Here is a 17721-nt window from a genome sequence, read left to right on the forward strand (position 1 = left end):
GCAATGTTTGAGGTTTTATCAGCGATTCCAGCTCTTTTATCGGCGATGTTGAGGTTTTATCAGCGGTCCCGGCTCTTTTATCAGCGATTCTGGTCCTTAAAAAAACACAGCTGCTCTAAAAAAAGCAGCTGTGTTTTTTGTTATAAATTATAAAATATTGTCGTATTTCTTGTGATGATGCGCGCCGCTTCCTGCGTTGTAATCCCCTTGATTGAAGCGATAACCTCCATGGAATGATTCATCATCCATGGAGACGTCCGTTTATTGTCAAAGGGATCTTCAAATGGCCACGGTCCATCGGTTTCTACCATCATCAGCTCAATTGGGTATTTTTTGATAACCTGTTGAATCTCCGTCTCATACGTACAATCAGGCGTTACAGAAATGAAATACCCATTTTGAATCATTCGTTCAATCACTTCCTCATCGCCTTTAAACCAATGGAAATGTGCTTTCTTTACATGATGCTTTTCCAACAAATCACAAGCAATAGCCGCATCCTCATAAACAGCATGTAAAATAATCGGTTTATTTAGTTCCTTCGCCAGCAAAATAAACCGTTCTAACAATTCCATATACGGGCGATCATCAACTGCCTTCTCTTGTTTCAAATAATAAGGTAACCCTACCTCACCAATAGCTACCGTATCATGAGCATGTTGGCGGATCCAATCGAATAATGCCTCTTCTTCCATAGCACTTGGTAACGCTTGTTCAGGATGAAAACCAAACGCCGCCTTTACCTTTGCAAAGGTTTTCGACAACTTCAACGTTTTTTCACACGATTCAATATTCATGCTAACAGCAATGACATGTTCAGCTTCCTCTAGCAAAGTTGGTACTTCATTCTCCAAATACTGATCTAAATGAATATGCGCATCAATCAACATTCGCGTCATCCTTTTCTTCTTTTAAGTAAGTAAATAACTGTTGCTTTAATGCTGTAAATGTTGCGGAATGGCGGATTTCCTCTTGTCGTGGCCTCGCAAAAGGTACAATAATTTCCTTTTTAATCGTAGCTGGTCGTTTCGTTAAGACAATGATGCGATCCGCTAAAAAAAGTGCTTCCTCGATACTATGAGTAACAAATACAATAGATTTTCGATATTCCTCCCATATCGATAAAAGCCACGCCTGCATTTCAAGCCTTGTAAACTCATCAAGTGCAGAGAACGGCTCATCTAAGCATAAAATGGGCTTGTCACTGACAATTGCACGGATAAATGATACCCGTTGTTGCATACCGCCAGACAGCTCATTTGGATACGCATTTTTAAACGATGCGAGTCCTACTTTGTCTAGCCATTCCTTGGCACGTTCAATATTCGGTTTTTGCTGAAGCTCCTCAACGATCGTGACATTTTCTACTATCGTACGCCAAGGCAGTAAACATGGTTGCTGAGGCATATAGCCAATCGTTCCTCTTTTTTGCTGGATATCGGTACCGTTTAATAAGATAGCTCCCTTATCAATAGAAGTCACACCACCAATTAATTGAAAGAGTGTGCTTTTTCCACTTCCTGACGGACCAATAATCGCCACAAATTCCCCGTCCTTCACTTCAAAAGATAAATTACGAATGACTGGAAGGGAATCAAAGGATTTATCAATGTTTTGAATGCTGAGCATGTAGGCCTCTCCCCTTCACAACGAGCTTTTCTAATAATCGAATAGCACTAAATAATAATAAACTTAAAATTACAATGGCAAAAATCGCTACAAACACACGATCTGTTCGAAATGAAGATTGTGCCAATGTCATATAGACACCAATCCCCTTTTTCGCACCTAGCCATTCTGCAATGACCGCTCCCATAACGCTATAGGTTGCCGCGATCTTAATGCCTGAAAAAATCGCTGGATACGCATACGGCCATTCAAGTTTCCAAAAGGTTTGTGCTTTCGTTGCACCGACCATCTCAAAATAATGTTTCAGCTCTGGTGAGGTTTGACGAAAGCCATCCATTGCCGAGATCACAATTGGAAAAAAGCACACGAGACAAATAATAATAAGCTTTGGCAATAAACCAAATCCAAACCAAATGATTAATAGCGGTGCTAGGACGAGCACAGGAACATTCTGTGACATAATGAGAATAGGATAAAATAGCTCCCGAATAAACGTAAAACGATGTAATAACACGGCAACCGTTAGCCCGCACAATATCCCGATAGCAAGACCTAGAAGTGCTAATTGAACAGTTGCAAACGCATGCGGCAAGAACGTTTCATACGATTGAAAGCCTTCTTTCAAAATGGCACTTGGTGCAGGCAATAGCCAATGTGGAACATCTGCCAAACGGACAATTAGTTCCCATATGAATAAGAGGAAGGCGATAAAAATTATCGTCCTTCCTTGTTTGATTACCGACTTCATCACTGATATTTCTCCGTTAACGTACCCATTGTAATACCTGATGGCTGATATAAAATTTTCACTTGAGTAATGACATTAATAGCACCAAGTTCTATCATCTTATCATTCATTTTTTCGATGATTTGTAATAAAGTCGATAGCTCACCCTCCATTGTCGTTTCTAATGGATGAACTTCATATTTCACCCCTGATGCGTCTATAACGGCAATCGCTGCATCGACAAATGGAATAACATCTTCATATTTTTCAGTTTTCGGGATAATTTGTACACTAATTAATGAGTTTGCCATGTTATTTTGTCTCCTTTTTCGGTAAAAAGTCATTTGTAAATGCTTGTTCTGCGTTAAATTCGCCCTCTAAAACTTTGTTGTCGGCCATCCATTTTGCGTAGTTCTCCCAGACAGTTAGCTTTTGCTCGCCCCAGTGCGCCGCATCGTCTTGATACTTATCTGCTAGCCATTCCTGACTTTTATGCACGAGGTCTTTATCTAAGTCAGGTACCGCTTCTAATAAAATATCAGCCGCCTCACTCGGATGACTTATCGCATATTCATAGCCCTTTGCTGCAGCAGCGACAAATGCTTTGACTGTATCCGGATCATCCTTAATCATTTTTTCATTTGTAGCAAGTACAGGTGTGTAATAATCTAACTGATCACTATAATCTGTTAAATAAAGCATGTTCAATTTTTCACCACGAAGTTCTGCTTCAATCCCTGTCCATGCATAATAAATCCAGGCAAAATCAATATCTTTTTTCATCATTGTGAAGAAATCCAAATCACCTGCATTGACAATATCTAACTTATTAATATCCGCATTTTCTGTTTGCATAAGTGATTGTAGGACAGCCTTTTCAAGTGGTGCACCCCAGCCACCATATGTTTTACCTTCAAAATCCTTCGGTGACGTAATCCCTTTAGATGCAGTGGATGCAAAGCCAGAAGTATTATGTTGAATAATCGCTGCAATCGATACTAAAGGTACATCCTGCACACGTGCCTGTGTAATCCCTTCTTGGTAGCTTACGCCAAACTGAGCCTTACCAGACGCCACTAGTTGATCTGCACCCGTTTCGCCAGGTAATAAAATTTCAACATCTAAGCCCTGTTCTTTAAAGTAGCCAAGTTTTTCCGCTACATATAAACCTGTATGATTTGTATTCGGTGTCCAATCTAGCACGACCGATACCTTTTTTAATGCATTCGCATCGTTTTTATCCTTTGTCTCCTCTTTTTTGCTACAACCCACTAATGTTAAAAGTGTAGCCATCAGAATCAATAACCATTTTTTCATGTTTAATCCTCCCAGTAAGTAATGTGAAAGTGTTCATGAATGAATGTTTCCACCAGAAGAAAGCGTATTCACAATTAGTATGTACCCAAGGCTTGCACATACAACAAAAACATAAAAAAACGCCCAGGATTCCTCCCAGACGTTTTACAATCAGTATCAAAAACTTTCTTTTTTTTGAATAGATGTTCCCTACGCTGGTACGAGCCAAATCAGGTTCAAAGGGTCAGCGTCTATCGGACACAATCTCAGCTGGCAACTACCAGTCCCCCTACATTCTTTCCATATGAACTTTTCGTGATTATTATACCCATATCTATCTGTAAATGACAAGGGTCTCTTTACTAAAAGCGCTGTAAATATAATTTAACAGCCCCATCTCTCTCTTCAAGAGTTCCATCTTCTAAAATATATTTTTCATTTACCCCAAATAACTGCAATGTCCCTTCTTTTGTAAAACGTGGATTAAAGAGAACTAGTTGAACATCTTTAAAGTCGGGAAGCGATGATAAAGAGCCATCTTCTACTTTGTATAACTTAAATCGAGATTTATCCTCATTTGGTACAAACTCATTTAGAGCAAGTTTATTCTTGTAGACAGCTAAAGAAAAAGCCTTTTTACCATCAATCTTATGGTAAGATCCATCTACTAAATCAACATAACCTGTCTCTAAGCTTTTTCCATTTTTAAAGGAAGCATAAATTTTTTGGTCGGTAAGTGCAATGTCCAACGTTCCTTTAAAAGGTAATTCGTATTGCTTCTCTTTTTCTGTTCCAACATCATAGAGCGTAAAGCGCACCACTTCTTCACCATCTTTTTTAACGACTTCTGGTATAAGCAACTGATTATCCTGGTAAATCGGCTGACTTACTGAACTATTATCAAAGAATTGTTTATATTGTTTTACCTCGTTTGTACGTAAATTCGTCAAGCTATAAATAGTTTGACCTTTTTTTGTATCATTTTTATCTGTCAATAGTATATCATCATCTAAATCTATAAAAGAACTAGTAGAAAATTCTTTGACCTCTAACGTCTCCCTATTTTTAACGAAAACATCCTCCTCTTTACCATCACCCATCCAAACAAGCCAGTTTTCATTCACGAGAATCTTTGAAATAGGCGATTCACCCTTCATCTCAACTTTTTCAATTTGTGTATCGATTGCATAAGAATAAATGTTACCTCCTTCGTAGTAAAAGAAAGAGTTTGTTGCATCATCAAATATAGCTGTGAATAACGTTTCAGTAGAACGACCTGGTATACTAATTTCTTCATAAGTTCGATCAGTTACTTGCGAAACAATCAATTGTTCTATACCGTCTTCTATAAATGGATAACTTAGCAAGATTGTAAGAGCCAAGGCTGAAACTCCAACTACTACAGGCTTCCACCCATGTTTTTTTACAGGCTGTTGCTGCTGGACAAATCTATCATGCGCCGCCGATAAGATTCCTTCTTTTTTCTGGGTGGTTAATTCTATATTGTCGGGTATTATATCCTTCAATCGTTCATGTAAATTCGTTTCCATTATAAAACCCCTCCTTTTCCAATTGAATGCCTACCCGTTTTCTCCCCCTTGCTAGCCTTGTCTTCACTGTGTTAACGGAACATTGTAAAACTAATGCAATGTCGTTCACCGAAAGTTCATCATAATAATAAAGCCAAAGTACTTCTCGATATTTTGTTTCTAATGTAGTAATAGTGTCAGCAATAACATCTATCTCTTCTTTCTTTAAAATTTCTGATTCCGCTGAAATTGAGGTATCACGCTTTTTAAAAAAACTTGTCAATTCAGTTTTTCTATACGCCCAACTTTTAAAGTAATTATGACATTCGTTCACGACCATACGATATAAGTATGTTTTTACACTAGAACGCCCTTCAAATTGCTCCATTTGAATGTAATATCGAATAAACACTTCTTGCACAATATCCTCTGCTTTCTCTTTACTTTTTACATATGTATAAGCTAGTCGTAGTAAGTAATTACCGTATAAATCCATAGCTTCACGTAGCTGTGCATCTCTTTGTTGTTTTTCCAACGTATATCCTCCCTTCATTCGATTGTATAAGTTAGACAAAGCACAAAGCTTGTTGGTTTCAATTTACATAAAAAAACCCAGCTCTCAAAAAGAGCATGGGCTAGAAAATTACTTTTATTTTTCTTCTTTTTTGGATGTTAATACGTGTGAAATGGCACCGTCTGTCGCGATATCTACTTTAAAGGAGCCGTTTGAATGGCGGTCTGCTCGAGTCAATGCTTGTACATCGAGGATTTCTTGCCCACCTTTTTCGGTTTCGATGATTAGCTGTTCCTCATCAGTAGCCTTCACTACAGCCACGATACGATGTGGGTTCGCTTTTAACTCTGTTAACACTTTTAAGCCGCGTTTAGCACGACTTGTCATTTCTACCTCAGCTACATTCATTTTCTTCACAGCACCACGTTGTGTCACAATCACAACGTATTCAGTGTCATTTGGCTGTAATACATTGACACCGACTAACGCTTCTCCCTCTTTCAGTGTAATCCCTTTGACGCCACCTGTTTTTACGCCTGTTACTGGTAATTCCTCAATTGGGAAGCGGATTGAATAGGCTGTATCAGTCGTTAATAATAATTCCACCTCGTCTGACACGAAATCTACAAAAATCATTTCATCGCCTGTTTTAACATTCATCGTTTTAATTGGCTTTGAATAACGAGTTACCGCATAATCTGCTAAAGGTGAACGTTTAATTTGTCCATCTTTCGTTGCCGTTAAGACATACGTATTGGCCTGTTCAAATGTCTCAAATCCGTATACAGCAATAATGGATTCATCTTCTCCAGTCGGCACAATACTTGAAATATGCTGACCAAGATCCTTCCAACGTATATCTGGTAGCTCATGGACAGGCTGATAAATGTAATTACCTCGATTTGTGAACAGCAGTAGATGATGCTGTGTATTTAAATTTGCTTCATACAATAAATAATCGGAATCCTTCATCGCAAAATCCTGACCGTTCGAGGCGGCATGTGAACGTGTAGATGTACGCTTAATATAGCCATCCTTTGTGACAGTCACTACGACCTCTTCACTTGGGACAAGAACATCTAAAGTAATTTTAATTTCTTCAATTTCTTGTTCAATTTTTGAACGACGTGGTTCTGCAAAACGCTTTTTAATATCAAGTAATTCTTGTTTAATAACGCGTATAAGCTTAGCTTCACTATTAAGAATACCTTCAAGCTTGGCAATAAGTTTATTTAATTCATCCTGTTCATTGCGAAGCTCCGTTATATCTGTATTTGTTAAACGGTATAATTGCAAGCTCACGATTGCCTCTGATTGCACTTCTGTAAAGTCGAACTTCACCTGTAAATTCGTTTTCGCATCTCGTTTATCATTTGAGGAACGAATTGTTGCAATGACTTCATCTAAAATGGACAGTGCCTTAATCAAACCTTCAACGATATGCGAACGATCTTTAGCCTTTTGCAAATCATAAATAGAGCGGTTCGTCACAACTTCCTTTTGATGGGCAATATAAGAATCCAGTAACAATGGCAATGTCATCATTGTCGGTCGACGATTATGAATTGCGATCATATTAAAATTATAGGCTACTTGTAAATCAGTTGTTTTGAACAAGTATTGTAAAATCCCTTGTCCTGGAACATCTTTTTTCAGCTCAATGACAACGCGTAGGCCTGTACGATCTGATTCATCGCGAATTTCTGCAATTCCTTCAAGTCGTTTATCCACGCGCTGCTCATCGATTTTCTTCACAAGATTTGCTTTATTGACATCATACGGTAATTCCGTAATAACGATTTGCTCTTTGCCACCTTTAATTGGCTCCACGACTGCTTGAGCGCGCACAATTATTTTACCGCGGCCAGTTTCATATGCCTTTTTAATGCCATCGACACCTTGAATAATACCACCAGTTGGGAAATCAGGTCCTTTAATCACCGTCATTAATTCATCAACCGAGGTATTTGGGTTATCTAAACGCATTAGAACCCCGTCTAGCACCTCATCTAATGCATGAGGAGGGATGTCTGTCGCATAACCGGCTGAAATCCCCGTTGAGCCGTTAACTAGTAAATTCGGGAAACGAGCTGGTAAAACAGTTGGCTCCATATCCTGATCATCAAAGTTTGGCACAAATTCAACGGTCTTCTTGCCAATATCACGTAGCATCTCCGCTGCAATAGCAGAAAGTCTTGCCTCTGTATAACGCATCGCTGCCGGAGGGTCACCATCAACAGAGCCGTTATTACCATGCATTTCAATGAGCATATGACGCGCCTTCCAATCCTGACTCATACGCACCATTGCTTCATATACGGAGCTGTCACCGTGTGGATGATAGTTACCAATAACATTACCGACTGTTTTTGCTGATTTACGGAATGGTTTATCGTTCGTATTGCCCTCTGTAAACATTGCATATAAAATACGACGTTGCACAGGCTTAAGACCGTCACGTGCATCAGGCAACGCGCGGTCTTGAATAATATATTTACTATAGCGACCAAAGCGGTCACCCATTACTTCTTCTAAAGGTAAATCTTGAAACTTTTCTGTACTACTCATGCTTGGTCCTCCTCTTGTTGGATGAATTCATTATCTAAAATATTCGAATCATCCTCCATACCGAAGTCTACATTCGCTTCGATCCATTTACGACGCGGCTCTACTTTATCGCCCATTAATGTTGTGACACGTCTTTCAGCACGTGCACCATCCTCAATCGTTACACGAATTAATGTACGCGTTTCTGGGTTCATCGTCGTATCCCACAGCTGGTCAGCATTCATCTCACCAAGACCTTTATAACGCTGTAATATGTAACCCTTTCCAACTTTTTTAATGGCCGCTTGTAAATCATTTTCGGTCCAAGCATATTCAATGACTTCTTTTTTACCTGTGCCTCTAGATATTTTATAAAGTGGTGGTAATGCGATAAATACCTTTCCTGCTTCAATTAATGGTCGCATATAACGATAGAAGAACGTTAGTAGCAACACTTGAATATGCGCTCCGTCAGTATCCGCATCGGTCATAATAACGACTTTATCATAGGAAGAATCCTCGACAGAGAAATCTGTTCCAACGCCTGCACCAATGGCATGAATGATCGTTGAAATCTCTTCATTTTTCATAATGTCCTGAAGCTTTGCCTTTTCCGTATTAATAACTTTACCACGCAATGGTAAAATCGCTTGGAACGTACGATCTCGCCCTTGTTTAGCAGAGCCTCCTGCAGAATCACCTTCGACTAAATACAGCTCGTTTTTCGCAGCATTTCGAGATTGTGCTGGTGTTAGTTTTCCAGAAAGAATCGTACTGCCTTTTTTGCTTTTCTTGCCGTTTCGAGCATCTTCACGAGCTTTACGAGCCGCTTCACGCACTTGCTGCGCACGAATAGCTTTACGCACAAGAGATGCAGACAATTCAGCATTTTCCTCCAGCACATATAAAATTTGCTCCGAAACAACACTATCTACCGCCGAACGAGCCTCACTCGTCCCGAGCTTACCCTTCGTTTGGCCTTCGAATTGTAGTAAATGCTCTGGAATACGAACAGAAACAATCGCCGCTAAGCCTTCTCGAATGTCTGTTCCTTCTAAATTTTTATCTTTATCTTTTAACAGACCAATTTTTCGTGCATATTCATTGAAAACACGTGTTAACGCTGCTTTGGCGCCTGTTTCATGTGTTCCACCATCGCGCGTACGTACATTGTTAACGAATGAAAGAATTGTTTCTGAATAGCCGTCGTTGTACTGGAAGACGAATTCTACTTCAATTTCGTCTTGAATCCCTTCCACATACTTTACAGGATGAAGTACATCTTTTTCTTCATTCAAATACGCAACGAAAGCTTCAATGCCGTTCTCGTAAAAGAAAACATCACCTTTGCCTTCCTCGCGTTCATCGATTAACTCAATTTTTAAGCCTTTTAATAAAAATGCTGACTCACGTAAACGTTCTGCAAGCGTATCATAATTGTATTTTGTTACAGAGAAAATCGTGTCATCTGGTAGAAAATGGACAAGTGTTCCTGTTTGTTTCGTTTTTCCAATTTGTTCAAGCGTTGTAACTGGATGACCACCGTTTTCAAAACGTTGTCGATACTTATTGCCGTCGCGGTGAATCGTTACTTCTAAAAAAGTTGATAAAGCATTTACAACTGAAGAACCTACACCATGTAAGCCACCGCTCGTTTTATAGCCGCCTTGTCCGAATTTACCACCAGCATGTAAGACCGTAAAGATAATTTCAGGAGTTGGTTTACCCATCTTATGCATCCCTGTAGGCATTCCACGGCCGAAGTCTCGAACGCTGATACTTTGATCTTTATGAATAGTGACAATGATATGAGAACCAAAGCCAGCCAGTGCTTCATCCACCGCATTATCTACGATTTCATAAACTAGGTGATGAAGTCCACGGCCATCTGTAGAACCGATATACATGCCGGGTCGTTTCCGTACCGCTTCTAATCCTTCTAATACTTGAATGGCGTCATCATTATAGACGCTTGGTGACTGTTTATTCGCCAAAAAATTCCCCTCCAAAAAACAAACGCATGTTCTATTTATGTTCTCTTCCTAATAATAATAGCATTTCCTGTCAATAGCTAGTGACAGGCCCAAAAAAATTTTAAAATTCCCTCACAGCTTGGTCGTTTTGATCTGTTTACCAGAAGGAAAAAGAGTTGTCCTTTTCCTTAACGCATGGCACTATGCTTTAGTTGCATAAATACAACGACATATAGCTCCTTCTAGTCATTACTCTTATTCAAAATGATAACAGAAGCATTTGAATATCCACTGAAAAATATACAAGTACATAAATATAAGAATGGGTTTCTTCTGTCTAAAGAAGATTTATACTACTAGCTTATTCTAGAAATTAAAGATAGACTTCTATTCTACCAAATGAATGGATGATTGACAAAATTGCCTTTTTACCTATATTTTTAGAAAGGACTTCGGGCTGACTTGTCGAATCGTGTCAAAAAGCCTAACCTCAACTCAATATGCATATAAAAACCCTTAAAAATTATTATCTTTTGTATTGAATTCAAGATACACTAGGAAATCTCCTTCATGACATTGTAGATTAACGAGAAAAAGTGTAAAATACTTGTTACATATTATTAGTACCAAGTGATAATTAAATGAAAGGAGTCCAGCTATGTTAAATGGACTTATTATTTTATGTGCTTATCTAATCGGCTCTATACCTTCAGGATTATGGATAGGCAAAATTTTTTATAAAACAGATATTCGTGAACATGGTAGCGGGAATTTAGGGGCGACGAATACATTCCGTATTTTAGGGAAAAAAGCAGGAATAGTTGTTACAGTTATGGATGTTTTAAAAGGTACAGCAGCAGTATTACTCGTTGCACTGCCAGTATTTTCGGATGTATCAATTCACGCATTAATCCTTGGACTTGTAGCGGTTGTTGGTCATATGTTCCCTATCTTTGCGAGTTTCCGCGGTGGAAAAGCTGTGGCAACATCAGCAGGAGTCCTCTTAGGATATACATGGCCCCTATTTGTCTTACTATTTATTACTTTTTTCGTTACATTAAAACTAACGAAAATTGTCAGCTTAACTTCTATGATTGCCGCTTTAGTAGCACTAATTTATTCAATCGTTTATTATTTTGTTACAGGTGATATTGCGTTAGGTTTTTTAGTAGCATGTTTATTTAGCTTTATCATTTATCGTCACCGAGCGAATATTGGCCGCATTAAAAATGGGACCGAACCAAAGGTGAAATGGCTGTAGCAAAGAGAGGAGCATTCTATTGAATATTTTACTAACAGATGAAGCCCTGCAATGGTTTAAACGAGAGATGGAAGTAGAAACAGGAGATACGATTCGTTTTTATGCAAGATATGGTGGTTCCAGTCCTTTTCACGAAGGCTTTTCTCTTGGTATGACACGTGAAGAACCAATCGAAATCGGTGTAAAGACCGTAATAGATGGTATCACCTACTACATCGATGAAAAAGATTTATGGTTTTTCAATGATCACAATTTACATGTAGATATTGATGCTACAATAGACGAATTAAAGTATGATTATCGTAAATAAAGCAGTGTTTCCTTCGTTTACTCGGGGGAAATACTGCTTTTCTTTTTAATCCAAAGATTTATATGAATTCAATTCCATACTTGGTTTATCTCTTCTGAAAGTTGTGCATTCTAGAGGTGTGAACACAAACTTGAGGAGGAAAGAAAAATGTCAATTTCTAAAGCAACGAATACCTCCCAATCAACTTCAAACAATGACCTACTGTCTAGCTCACTTTCTCAAAATATGAAGGTGATTAAAAATACACTGGGGAATAGTAATGACATTATTATACGAGAAATTACGCTTGGTACAGCTGAAAAAAATACACAAACAAGTGAAATTATGATTGGTAAAGCTGAACAACATGCAATGGTCATTATCAATATTGATGGTTTATCCGATAAAACAATCATTTCTGATTCTGTGATTGATAAGCTGATGCAAGAAGTTGAAGAAGCTCAAGACACAGACGTAGAGACCATAAAAGAGTATGTAAAAGAATCTTGTTTAACAGTCGGCGATGTCAATGAAATTTTGAATTTCACAACACTGTACGATTCTATTTTGAATGGAGATACCGTCATCTTATTAGATGGTGTTACAACTGGCATAGCCACTAGTACAAAAAGTGCAAAAGATAGAGCTATTACTGAACCATCAACAGAATCCGTTATTAGAGGTCCACGCGAGTCCTTTACAGAAACTTTACGTACTAACACGGCTCTTATCCGTCGAAAAATTAAAAGTCCAAATCTCTGGATAAAGTCCCGTGTTATCGGAGAGGTCACTAAAACGGATGTTGCTGTTATGTATTTAAACGGCATTGCCAATGACAAAATCGTGGCCGAGGTTCTTTCTCGATTAGATCGCATTAATATAGACGGAATTTTGGAAGGTGGCTATATCGAAGATTTTATTCAAGATTCTAAATTCTCTATATTCCCAACTGTCTATAATACTGAACGACCCGATGTCATTGCGGGAGAATTATTAGATGGTAAAGTTGCTATTTTAGTGGACGGTACACCATTTGTCTTAGCTGTACCTGCACTTTTTACAACCTTTTTACAATCTGCTGAAGATTACTATCAAAATTGGTTCATTAGTTCTTTAGTGCGCATATTAAGATTTTTTGGTGTTGGCCTTGCGTTAATGGCACCTTCTCTCTATGTGGCCATCACAACTTTCCATCAAGAAATGCTACCAACACCGATGCTCATCAGTATTGCGTCTCAACGAGAAGGAGTCCCCTTCCCCGCAGTTGTCGAAGCACTCATGATGGAGATTGCCTTTGAGATATTACGAGAAGCGGGTCTTCGAATGCCAAGAACTATTGGACCAGCAGTATCTATTGTAGGAACTTTAGTCATCGGTCAAGCCGCTGTAGAAGCAGGGATTGTATCAGCTGTAATGGTCATTATTGTAGCACTAACAGCTATTTGTAGTTTCTTGTTCCCCGCTTACGGCTTATCTAATACCATTCGTCTTTTACGTTTCCCATTAATGATATTAGCAGCGATGTTAGGCTTATTCGGAGTGATGTTTGGTATGATGATCATCATTATTCACTTATGTAGCATACGAACTTTTGGTGTTCCTTATTTAAGTCCATTTGGGCCATTAATCTTAAAGGATCAAAAAGATGCCTTAGTCTTGTTTCCTCGCAGAGCTCTATTGACTCGACCGCGTTTAATTAGTCAAAAAAACAATGTAAGAGGGCATAAATATTTTAGTGTTAAAAAAAGGAATTAAAGAATGTGTAAGCGAGGAATAGACCATGTCAAAATTTAAAACTATATGCTTACTTTTGATTGTTTCTTTATTTTTAAGTGGTTGCTGGAGTAAACGAGAACTCAATGAATTAGCAATTGTCTCGGCACTAGGAATAGATAAAGTAGATGATGAATTCGATGTAACTGTTCAAATAGTGGTTCCTGGTGAAATTTCATCTAAAGCTCCTACTAGTGGGCGATCACCTGTTATTACCCATCATGCAAAGGGCAAAACTATCTTCGAAGCTATCCGAAAAATGACAACATTATCGACAAGGAAGATTTATTTTGCCCATACACAAGTAGTTATTTTGGGGGATGATTTGGCGAAAGAAGGAATTGGCGAGGCATTAGATTTAATTTCTAGAGATCATGAATTCAGAAATGATTTCGATGTTATCATTGCTCACGAGGCAACTGCAAAAGACGTCTTAAATATATTAACACCCGTTGAAAAAGTACCTGCTAATAAAATTATTAATTCACTTAGGACATCTCAAAAAGCTTGGGGTTCTACGATTTCCATTAATATTGATGAATTAGTAAGTACTTTAAGTAGTAACGAAAAAAGTCCACTCATCCCTGCCATTGAAATACAAGGGGATGCAGCATTAGGAATGAGTAAAGCCAATATTAATAAAGTAGAAACGCCAGTGATATTAAAGTATGCCGGATTAGCAGTATTCAAAGGAGATAAATACGTTGGGCTTTTAACAGATAAAGAAAGTCAAAGTGTAAGTTTTTTAAGTGACAAAATACAAAGTACAATTGAAATTATTGCTTGTCCTAAGGGAGGTACAATAGCAACAGAAATTACGAAATCAAAAACAAAAATAAAGGGTAAGTTTGAAAAAGATGCGCCCAAAATTAATGTTCATATAGAAGTTGAGCAAAATGTTGGAGAAGTAGAATGTAAAATCAACCTTACTTCCCATAAAAATATTGATTACGTAAATAAAAAAACGGAAGAACTTATTAAAAAACGAATCGAAAAAACAATCACTACAATTCAGCAAACTTATCGAGCCGATATTTTTGGATTTGGTGAAGAACTACACCGGGCAGATCCTGAAAAATGGAAAAAAATTAAAAATGACTGGCCAACCATATTCCAAGATCTACCGGTTAATGTTGAAGTACATGTCAGAACAAAAGGACTAGGAACAATGCAAAATTCATTTTTGAATAAGAAAAAGAAGGAATAAGATATGGTTGTAACAATATTCATAGTCATTATTTCAATTGTTCTTGCCTATGCTTTTATTCCTAAACTTCAAAAAAATAACGAAACGAAAACAATTGTTATTTTTTCGATTTTTTTATTGATCGGTACTGCATTAAATATCGGCATTGCTTTAAATCTTAAAATTCCAAGCCCAATAGACTTGATTACCTTTATCTTTACTCCAATTAAAGAGTTCATCGTTTCACTGTCAAAATAAATGAAGTAACTTTAAAAAGAAAGGGTAGTGCATGATGAAAAAACAAATCATTAGTTCAAGACAATTTACTATCATTACCCTTCTTTTTACAGTTGGTACAGCCATTTTAATTATCCCTTCAAGTGTAACAAATGTAGCAAAGCAAGATGCCTGGATAGCAACAAGTATCGGTGTCGGTTTAAGTTTTCTCTTAGTGAAGCTATACGTTACTTTAGGAAATCTGAATCCCACACTTACATTTACAGAGGCGAATGAAAAAATACTAGGTCGTTTTTTCGGAAAACTGACCGCAATTGGTTTTACCATTCTTACCTTTTTTGGTGCAGGTCAGTTATTATATTTTATTGGTAATTTCATGTCAACGGAAGTGATGCCAGAGACGCCTCCTATGGCTTTTTCGTTGCTGTTTGGCATTATCATCATTTTTGCTGCATTCCAAGGGATCGAAGTCTTTGCACGTTCAACAGAAATACTTTTTCCAATATTTATGTTGGTTTTTATAATTTTTGTAGGTTTTATATCACCATTAATCCATTTTGAAAATTTACAGCCCATATTGGAAACTTCAAAAAAATCATTATTTATAGGCGTTATTCGATTTATGAGTATTTGTTCATTCCCTCTTGCCGCGCTATTAATACTTTACCCATCTACTGTCAACGTTCATAAGTCCGCACACATAGGATTTTATATTGGGACAGCTATTGGAGGTATTGTTTTAATTATCATCGTCTCACTTTGTCTCCTTGTCATAGGTCCATCAAATACTGCTAATCGGACATTTCCTAGCTATGCATTAGCGCAAAGAATTTCAATCGGGCATTTTTTGCAACGTGTTGAAATTATTATGGCAGCCATGTGGATCATATCTATTTATATTAAAACGTTTATGTATTTTTATGCCTCCGTAATCGGCATAGCACAAATATGTAAAATCAAAGATCATCGTCCGCTCATTGTGCCACTCGGAATGATTAGTATTGGCTTTTCGCAAATTATTCATCCTGATATCGTCCATTCCAATACTTATAATAACGAAATTTGGCCTTTGTTTTGTGGTACCTTTGCAATTTTGTTACCGATAGTTTTACTAATCGCTGCAAAAATTCGCAATATTAATGGTAATCAAGGGAATACAAACTGTAATTGTAATACACAGAATGCAAGTAATAGCAATAACGGAAATGCTGCTAATAATGCAAGTGATAACAACTGCCAAAATACTGCAATGAATGGAAGTAATTGCAATTGCGGTAATGCTTCTAATAATGCAAGTGATAACAACAGCCTAAATGCTACACAGAATGAAACTAATAGCAATAGTGGAAGTGCTACTAATAATCCAAACGATAGCAACGGTCAAAACGCTGTACAGAGTGGAAGTAATTGCAATAGCGGAAATACTGCTAATAATGCAAGTAATAACAATAGCCAAAATGCTGAAATGAATGGAAGTAATGGCAATAGCGGTAATGCTTCTAATAATGCAAGCAATAACAATAGCCAAAACGCAATGAATGGAAGTAATGGCAATAGCGGTAATGCTTCTAATAATGCAAGCAATAACAATAGCCAAAACGCAATGAATGGAAGTAATGGCAATAGCGGTAATGCTTCTAATAATGCAAGCAATAACAACAGCCAAAACGCTGCTACTAATACAAACAATAACAACTGCCAAAATGCTGCTCCTAATGCAAACAATAACAACAGCCAAAATTCTGCTACTAATTCAAGCAATAACAACAGCCAAAACGCTGCTACTAATACAAACAATAACAACAGCCAAAATGCTACTATAAATACAAGCAATAACAACAGTCAAAATGCTACTGATAATGCTAGCAACAGCCAAAACGCTACTACTAATACAAACAATAGCAACAGCCAAAATGCTACTACAAATACAAGCAATAACAACAGTCAAAACGCTGCAAATAATGCAAGCGATAAAAACAGTCAAAATGCTGCAATGAATGGAAGTAATTGCAATAGCGGAAATACTGCTAATAATGCAAGCAATAACCTTAGCCAAAATTCTGCTACTAACACTAGCAATAACAACAGCCAAAATTCTGCTACTAATACTAGCAATAACAACAATCAAAGTGCTGCTGCTAATGCAAGCGATAAAAACAGTCAAAATGCTGCTACTAATACAAACAATAACAACAGCCAAAATTCTGCTACTAATACAAACAATAACAACAGCCAAAATTCTGCTACTAACTCTAGCAATAACAACAATCAAAATGCTGCTACTAATACAAACAATAACAACAGCCAAAATTCTGCTACTAATGCGAGCGATAAAAACAGTCAAAATGCGGCTACTAATACTAGCAATAATAACAATCAAAATGCTACTACTAATGCGAGCGATAAAAACAGTCAAAATGCGGCTACTAATACAAACAATAACAACAGCCAAAATGCTACTACTAATACAAACAATAACAACAGTCAAAATGCTGCTACTAATGCGAGCGATAAAAACAGTCAAAATGCGGCTACTAATACTAGCAATAATAACAATCAAAATGCTGCTACTAATGCGAGCGATAAAAACAGTCAAAATGCGGCTACTAATACTAGCAATAACAACAGCCAAAATGCGGCTACTAATACTAGCAATAACAGCCAAAATGGTACGACTAATATAGCAATAACAATAGCCAAAATGCGGAACTACTAATACTAGCAATAACAACAGCAAAATACAGCTACTAATACTAGCAA

General features: G+C 37.5%; 15 protein-coding genes and 1 riboswitch. Of the genes, 6 read left to right on the forward strand and 9 right to left on the reverse strand.

The window, feature by feature from the left end:
- Positions 1-140: 140 nt before the first annotated feature.
- From QUF91_RS14440 to parE, 9 genes are all read right to left on the reverse strand, one after another.
- Positions 141-890, reverse strand: a complete 750-nt coding sequence (locus tag QUF91_RS14440; RefSeq protein WP_289418209.1) for a TatD family hydrolase — start codon at positions 888-890, stop codon at positions 141-143.
- The gene (locus tag QUF91_RS14445; RefSeq protein WP_289418210.1) at positions 880-1629 is read right to left on the reverse strand and encodes an ABC transporter ATP-binding protein; all 750 of its coding nucleotides are present in this window, start codon (positions 1627-1629) and stop codon (positions 880-882) included. Before QUF91_RS14445 ends, QUF91_RS14440 begins: the two co-directional genes overlap by 11 nt.
- On the reverse strand, positions 1607-2377 hold the full coding sequence (locus QUF91_RS14450) for an ABC transporter permease (protein ID WP_289420079.1): 771 nt from the start codon (positions 2375-2377) through the stop codon (positions 1607-1609). The genes QUF91_RS14445 and QUF91_RS14450 overlap by 23 nt, the downstream gene beginning before the upstream one ends.
- Positions 2377-2667, reverse strand: a complete 291-nt coding sequence (locus QUF91_RS14455) for a thiamine-binding protein (protein WP_285395245.1) — start codon at positions 2665-2667, stop codon at positions 2377-2379. The genes QUF91_RS14450 and QUF91_RS14455 overlap by 1 nt, the downstream gene beginning before the upstream one ends.
- 1 nt (position 2668) lies before the next feature.
- Positions 2669-3673 (reverse strand): ABC transporter substrate-binding protein, encoded by a 1005-nt coding sequence (locus QUF91_RS14460; RefSeq protein WP_289418211.1) that lies wholly within the window; start codon positions 3671-3673, stop codon positions 2669-2671.
- 169 nt (positions 3674-3842) lie between these two features.
- A riboswitch (TPP riboswitch) is annotated at positions 3843-3953 on the reverse strand.
- 61 nt (positions 3954-4014) lie between these two features.
- On the reverse strand, positions 4015-5202 hold the full coding sequence (locus QUF91_RS14465; protein WP_289418212.1) for a hypothetical protein: 1188 nt from the start codon (positions 5200-5202) through the stop codon (positions 4015-4017).
- Positions 5183-5716 carry a sigma-70 family RNA polymerase sigma factor gene (locus QUF91_RS14470; RefSeq protein WP_289418213.1) on the reverse strand — a complete coding sequence of 178 codons (534 nt, stop codon included), beginning with the start codon at positions 5714-5716 and terminating at the stop codon, positions 5183-5185. Before QUF91_RS14470 ends, QUF91_RS14465 begins: the two co-directional genes overlap by 20 nt.
- Positions 5717-5830: 114 nt before the next feature.
- Complete coding sequence (gene parC, locus QUF91_RS14475) at positions 5831-8263, reverse strand: DNA topoisomerase IV subunit A (protein WP_289418214.1); 2433 nt, start codon at positions 8261-8263, stop codon at positions 5831-5833.
- A complete protein-coding gene (parE, locus tag QUF91_RS14480) occupies positions 8260-10236 on the reverse strand; it encodes a DNA topoisomerase IV subunit B (RefSeq protein WP_289418215.1) in 1977 nt (658 codons plus the stop codon). Before parE ends, parC begins: the two co-directional genes overlap by 4 nt.
- A gap of 637 nt (positions 10237-10873) precedes the next feature.
- Between parE and plsY the strand changes: the two genes are divergently transcribed.
- From plsY to QUF91_RS14510, 6 genes are all read left to right on the forward strand, one after another.
- A complete protein-coding gene (plsY, locus tag QUF91_RS14485; RefSeq protein WP_285395252.1) occupies positions 10874-11476 on the forward strand; it encodes a glycerol-3-phosphate 1-O-acyltransferase PlsY in 603 nt (200 codons plus the stop codon).
- A 19-nt stretch (positions 11477-11495) separates the two neighbouring features.
- On the forward strand, positions 11496-11786 hold the full coding sequence (locus tag QUF91_RS14490) for a HesB/YadR/YfhF family protein (RefSeq protein WP_285395253.1): 291 nt from the start codon (positions 11496-11498) through the stop codon (positions 11784-11786).
- 147 nt (positions 11787-11933) lie between these two features.
- Positions 11934-13520, forward strand: coding sequence for a spore germination protein (locus QUF91_RS14495; RefSeq protein ID WP_285395254.1), 1587 nt, complete (start codon positions 11934-11936; stop codon positions 13518-13520).
- A gap of 25 nt (positions 13521-13545) precedes the next feature.
- Positions 13546-14745 (forward strand): Ger(x)C family spore germination protein, encoded by a 1200-nt coding sequence (locus QUF91_RS14500; RefSeq protein ID WP_289418216.1) that lies wholly within the window; start codon positions 13546-13548, stop codon positions 14743-14745.
- A 3-nt stretch (positions 14746-14748) separates the two neighbouring features.
- On the forward strand, positions 14749-14982 hold the full coding sequence (locus QUF91_RS14505) for a hypothetical protein (protein WP_289418217.1): 234 nt from the start codon (positions 14749-14751) through the stop codon (positions 14980-14982).
- Positions 14983-15016: 34 nt separating this feature from the next.
- On the forward strand, positions 15017-17677 hold the full coding sequence (locus tag QUF91_RS14510; protein ID WP_289418218.1) for a GerAB/ArcD/ProY family transporter: 2661 nt from the start codon (positions 15017-15019) through the stop codon (positions 17675-17677).
- Positions 17678-17721 lie beyond the last annotated feature (44 nt).

The organism is Lysinibacillus sp. G4S2, assembly GCF_030348505.1.
Taxonomy (GTDB): Bacteria; Bacillota; Bacilli; order Bacillales_A; family Planococcaceae; genus Lysinibacillus.

What these genes read in the sequence shown, in the direction of transcription:
- QUF91_RS14465 (WP_289418212.1), bottom strand. Translation starts at nt 5,202, where the DNA reads ATGGAAACGAATTTACATGAACGATTGAAGGATATAATACCCGACAAT.
- QUF91_RS14500 (WP_289418216.1), top strand. Translation starts at nt 13,546, where the DNA reads ATGTCAAAATTTAAAACTATATGCTTACTTTTGATTGTTTCTTTATTT.
- QUF91_RS14510 (WP_289418218.1), top strand. Translation starts at nt 15,017, where the DNA reads ATGAAAAAACAAATCATTAGTTCAAGACAATTTACTATCATTACCCTT.
- QUF91_RS14505 (WP_289418217.1), top strand. Translation starts at nt 14,749, where the DNA reads ATGGTTGTAACAATATTCATAGTCATTATTTCAATTGTTCTTGCCTAT.
- QUF91_RS14460 (WP_289418211.1), bottom strand. Translation starts at nt 3,673, where the DNA reads ATGAAAAAATGGTTATTGATTCTGATGGCTACACTTTTAACATTAGTG.
- QUF91_RS14495 (WP_285395254.1), top strand. Translation starts at nt 11,934, where the DNA reads ATGTCAATTTCTAAAGCAACGAATACCTCCCAATCAACTTCAAACAAT.
- QUF91_RS14440 (WP_289418209.1), bottom strand. Translation starts at nt 890, where the DNA reads ATGTTGATTGATGCGCATATTCATTTAGATCAGTATTTGGAGAATGAA.
- QUF91_RS14445 (WP_289418210.1), bottom strand. Translation starts at nt 1,629, where the DNA reads ATGCTCAGCATTCAAAACATTGATAAATCCTTTGATTCCCTTCCAGTC.
- QUF91_RS14455 (WP_285395245.1), bottom strand. Translation starts at nt 2,667, where the DNA reads ATGGCAAACTCATTAATTAGTGTACAAATTATCCCGAAAACTGAAAAA.
- parC (WP_289418214.1), bottom strand. Translation starts at nt 8,263, where the DNA reads ATGAGTAGTACAGAAAAGTTTCAAGATTTACCTTTAGAAGAAGTAATG.
- QUF91_RS14450 (WP_289420079.1), bottom strand. Translation starts at nt 2,377, where the DNA reads ATGAAGTCGGTAATCAAACAAGGAAGGACGATAATTTTTATCGCCTTC.
- plsY (WP_285395252.1), top strand. Translation starts at nt 10,874, where the DNA reads ATGTTAAATGGACTTATTATTTTATGTGCTTATCTAATCGGCTCTATA.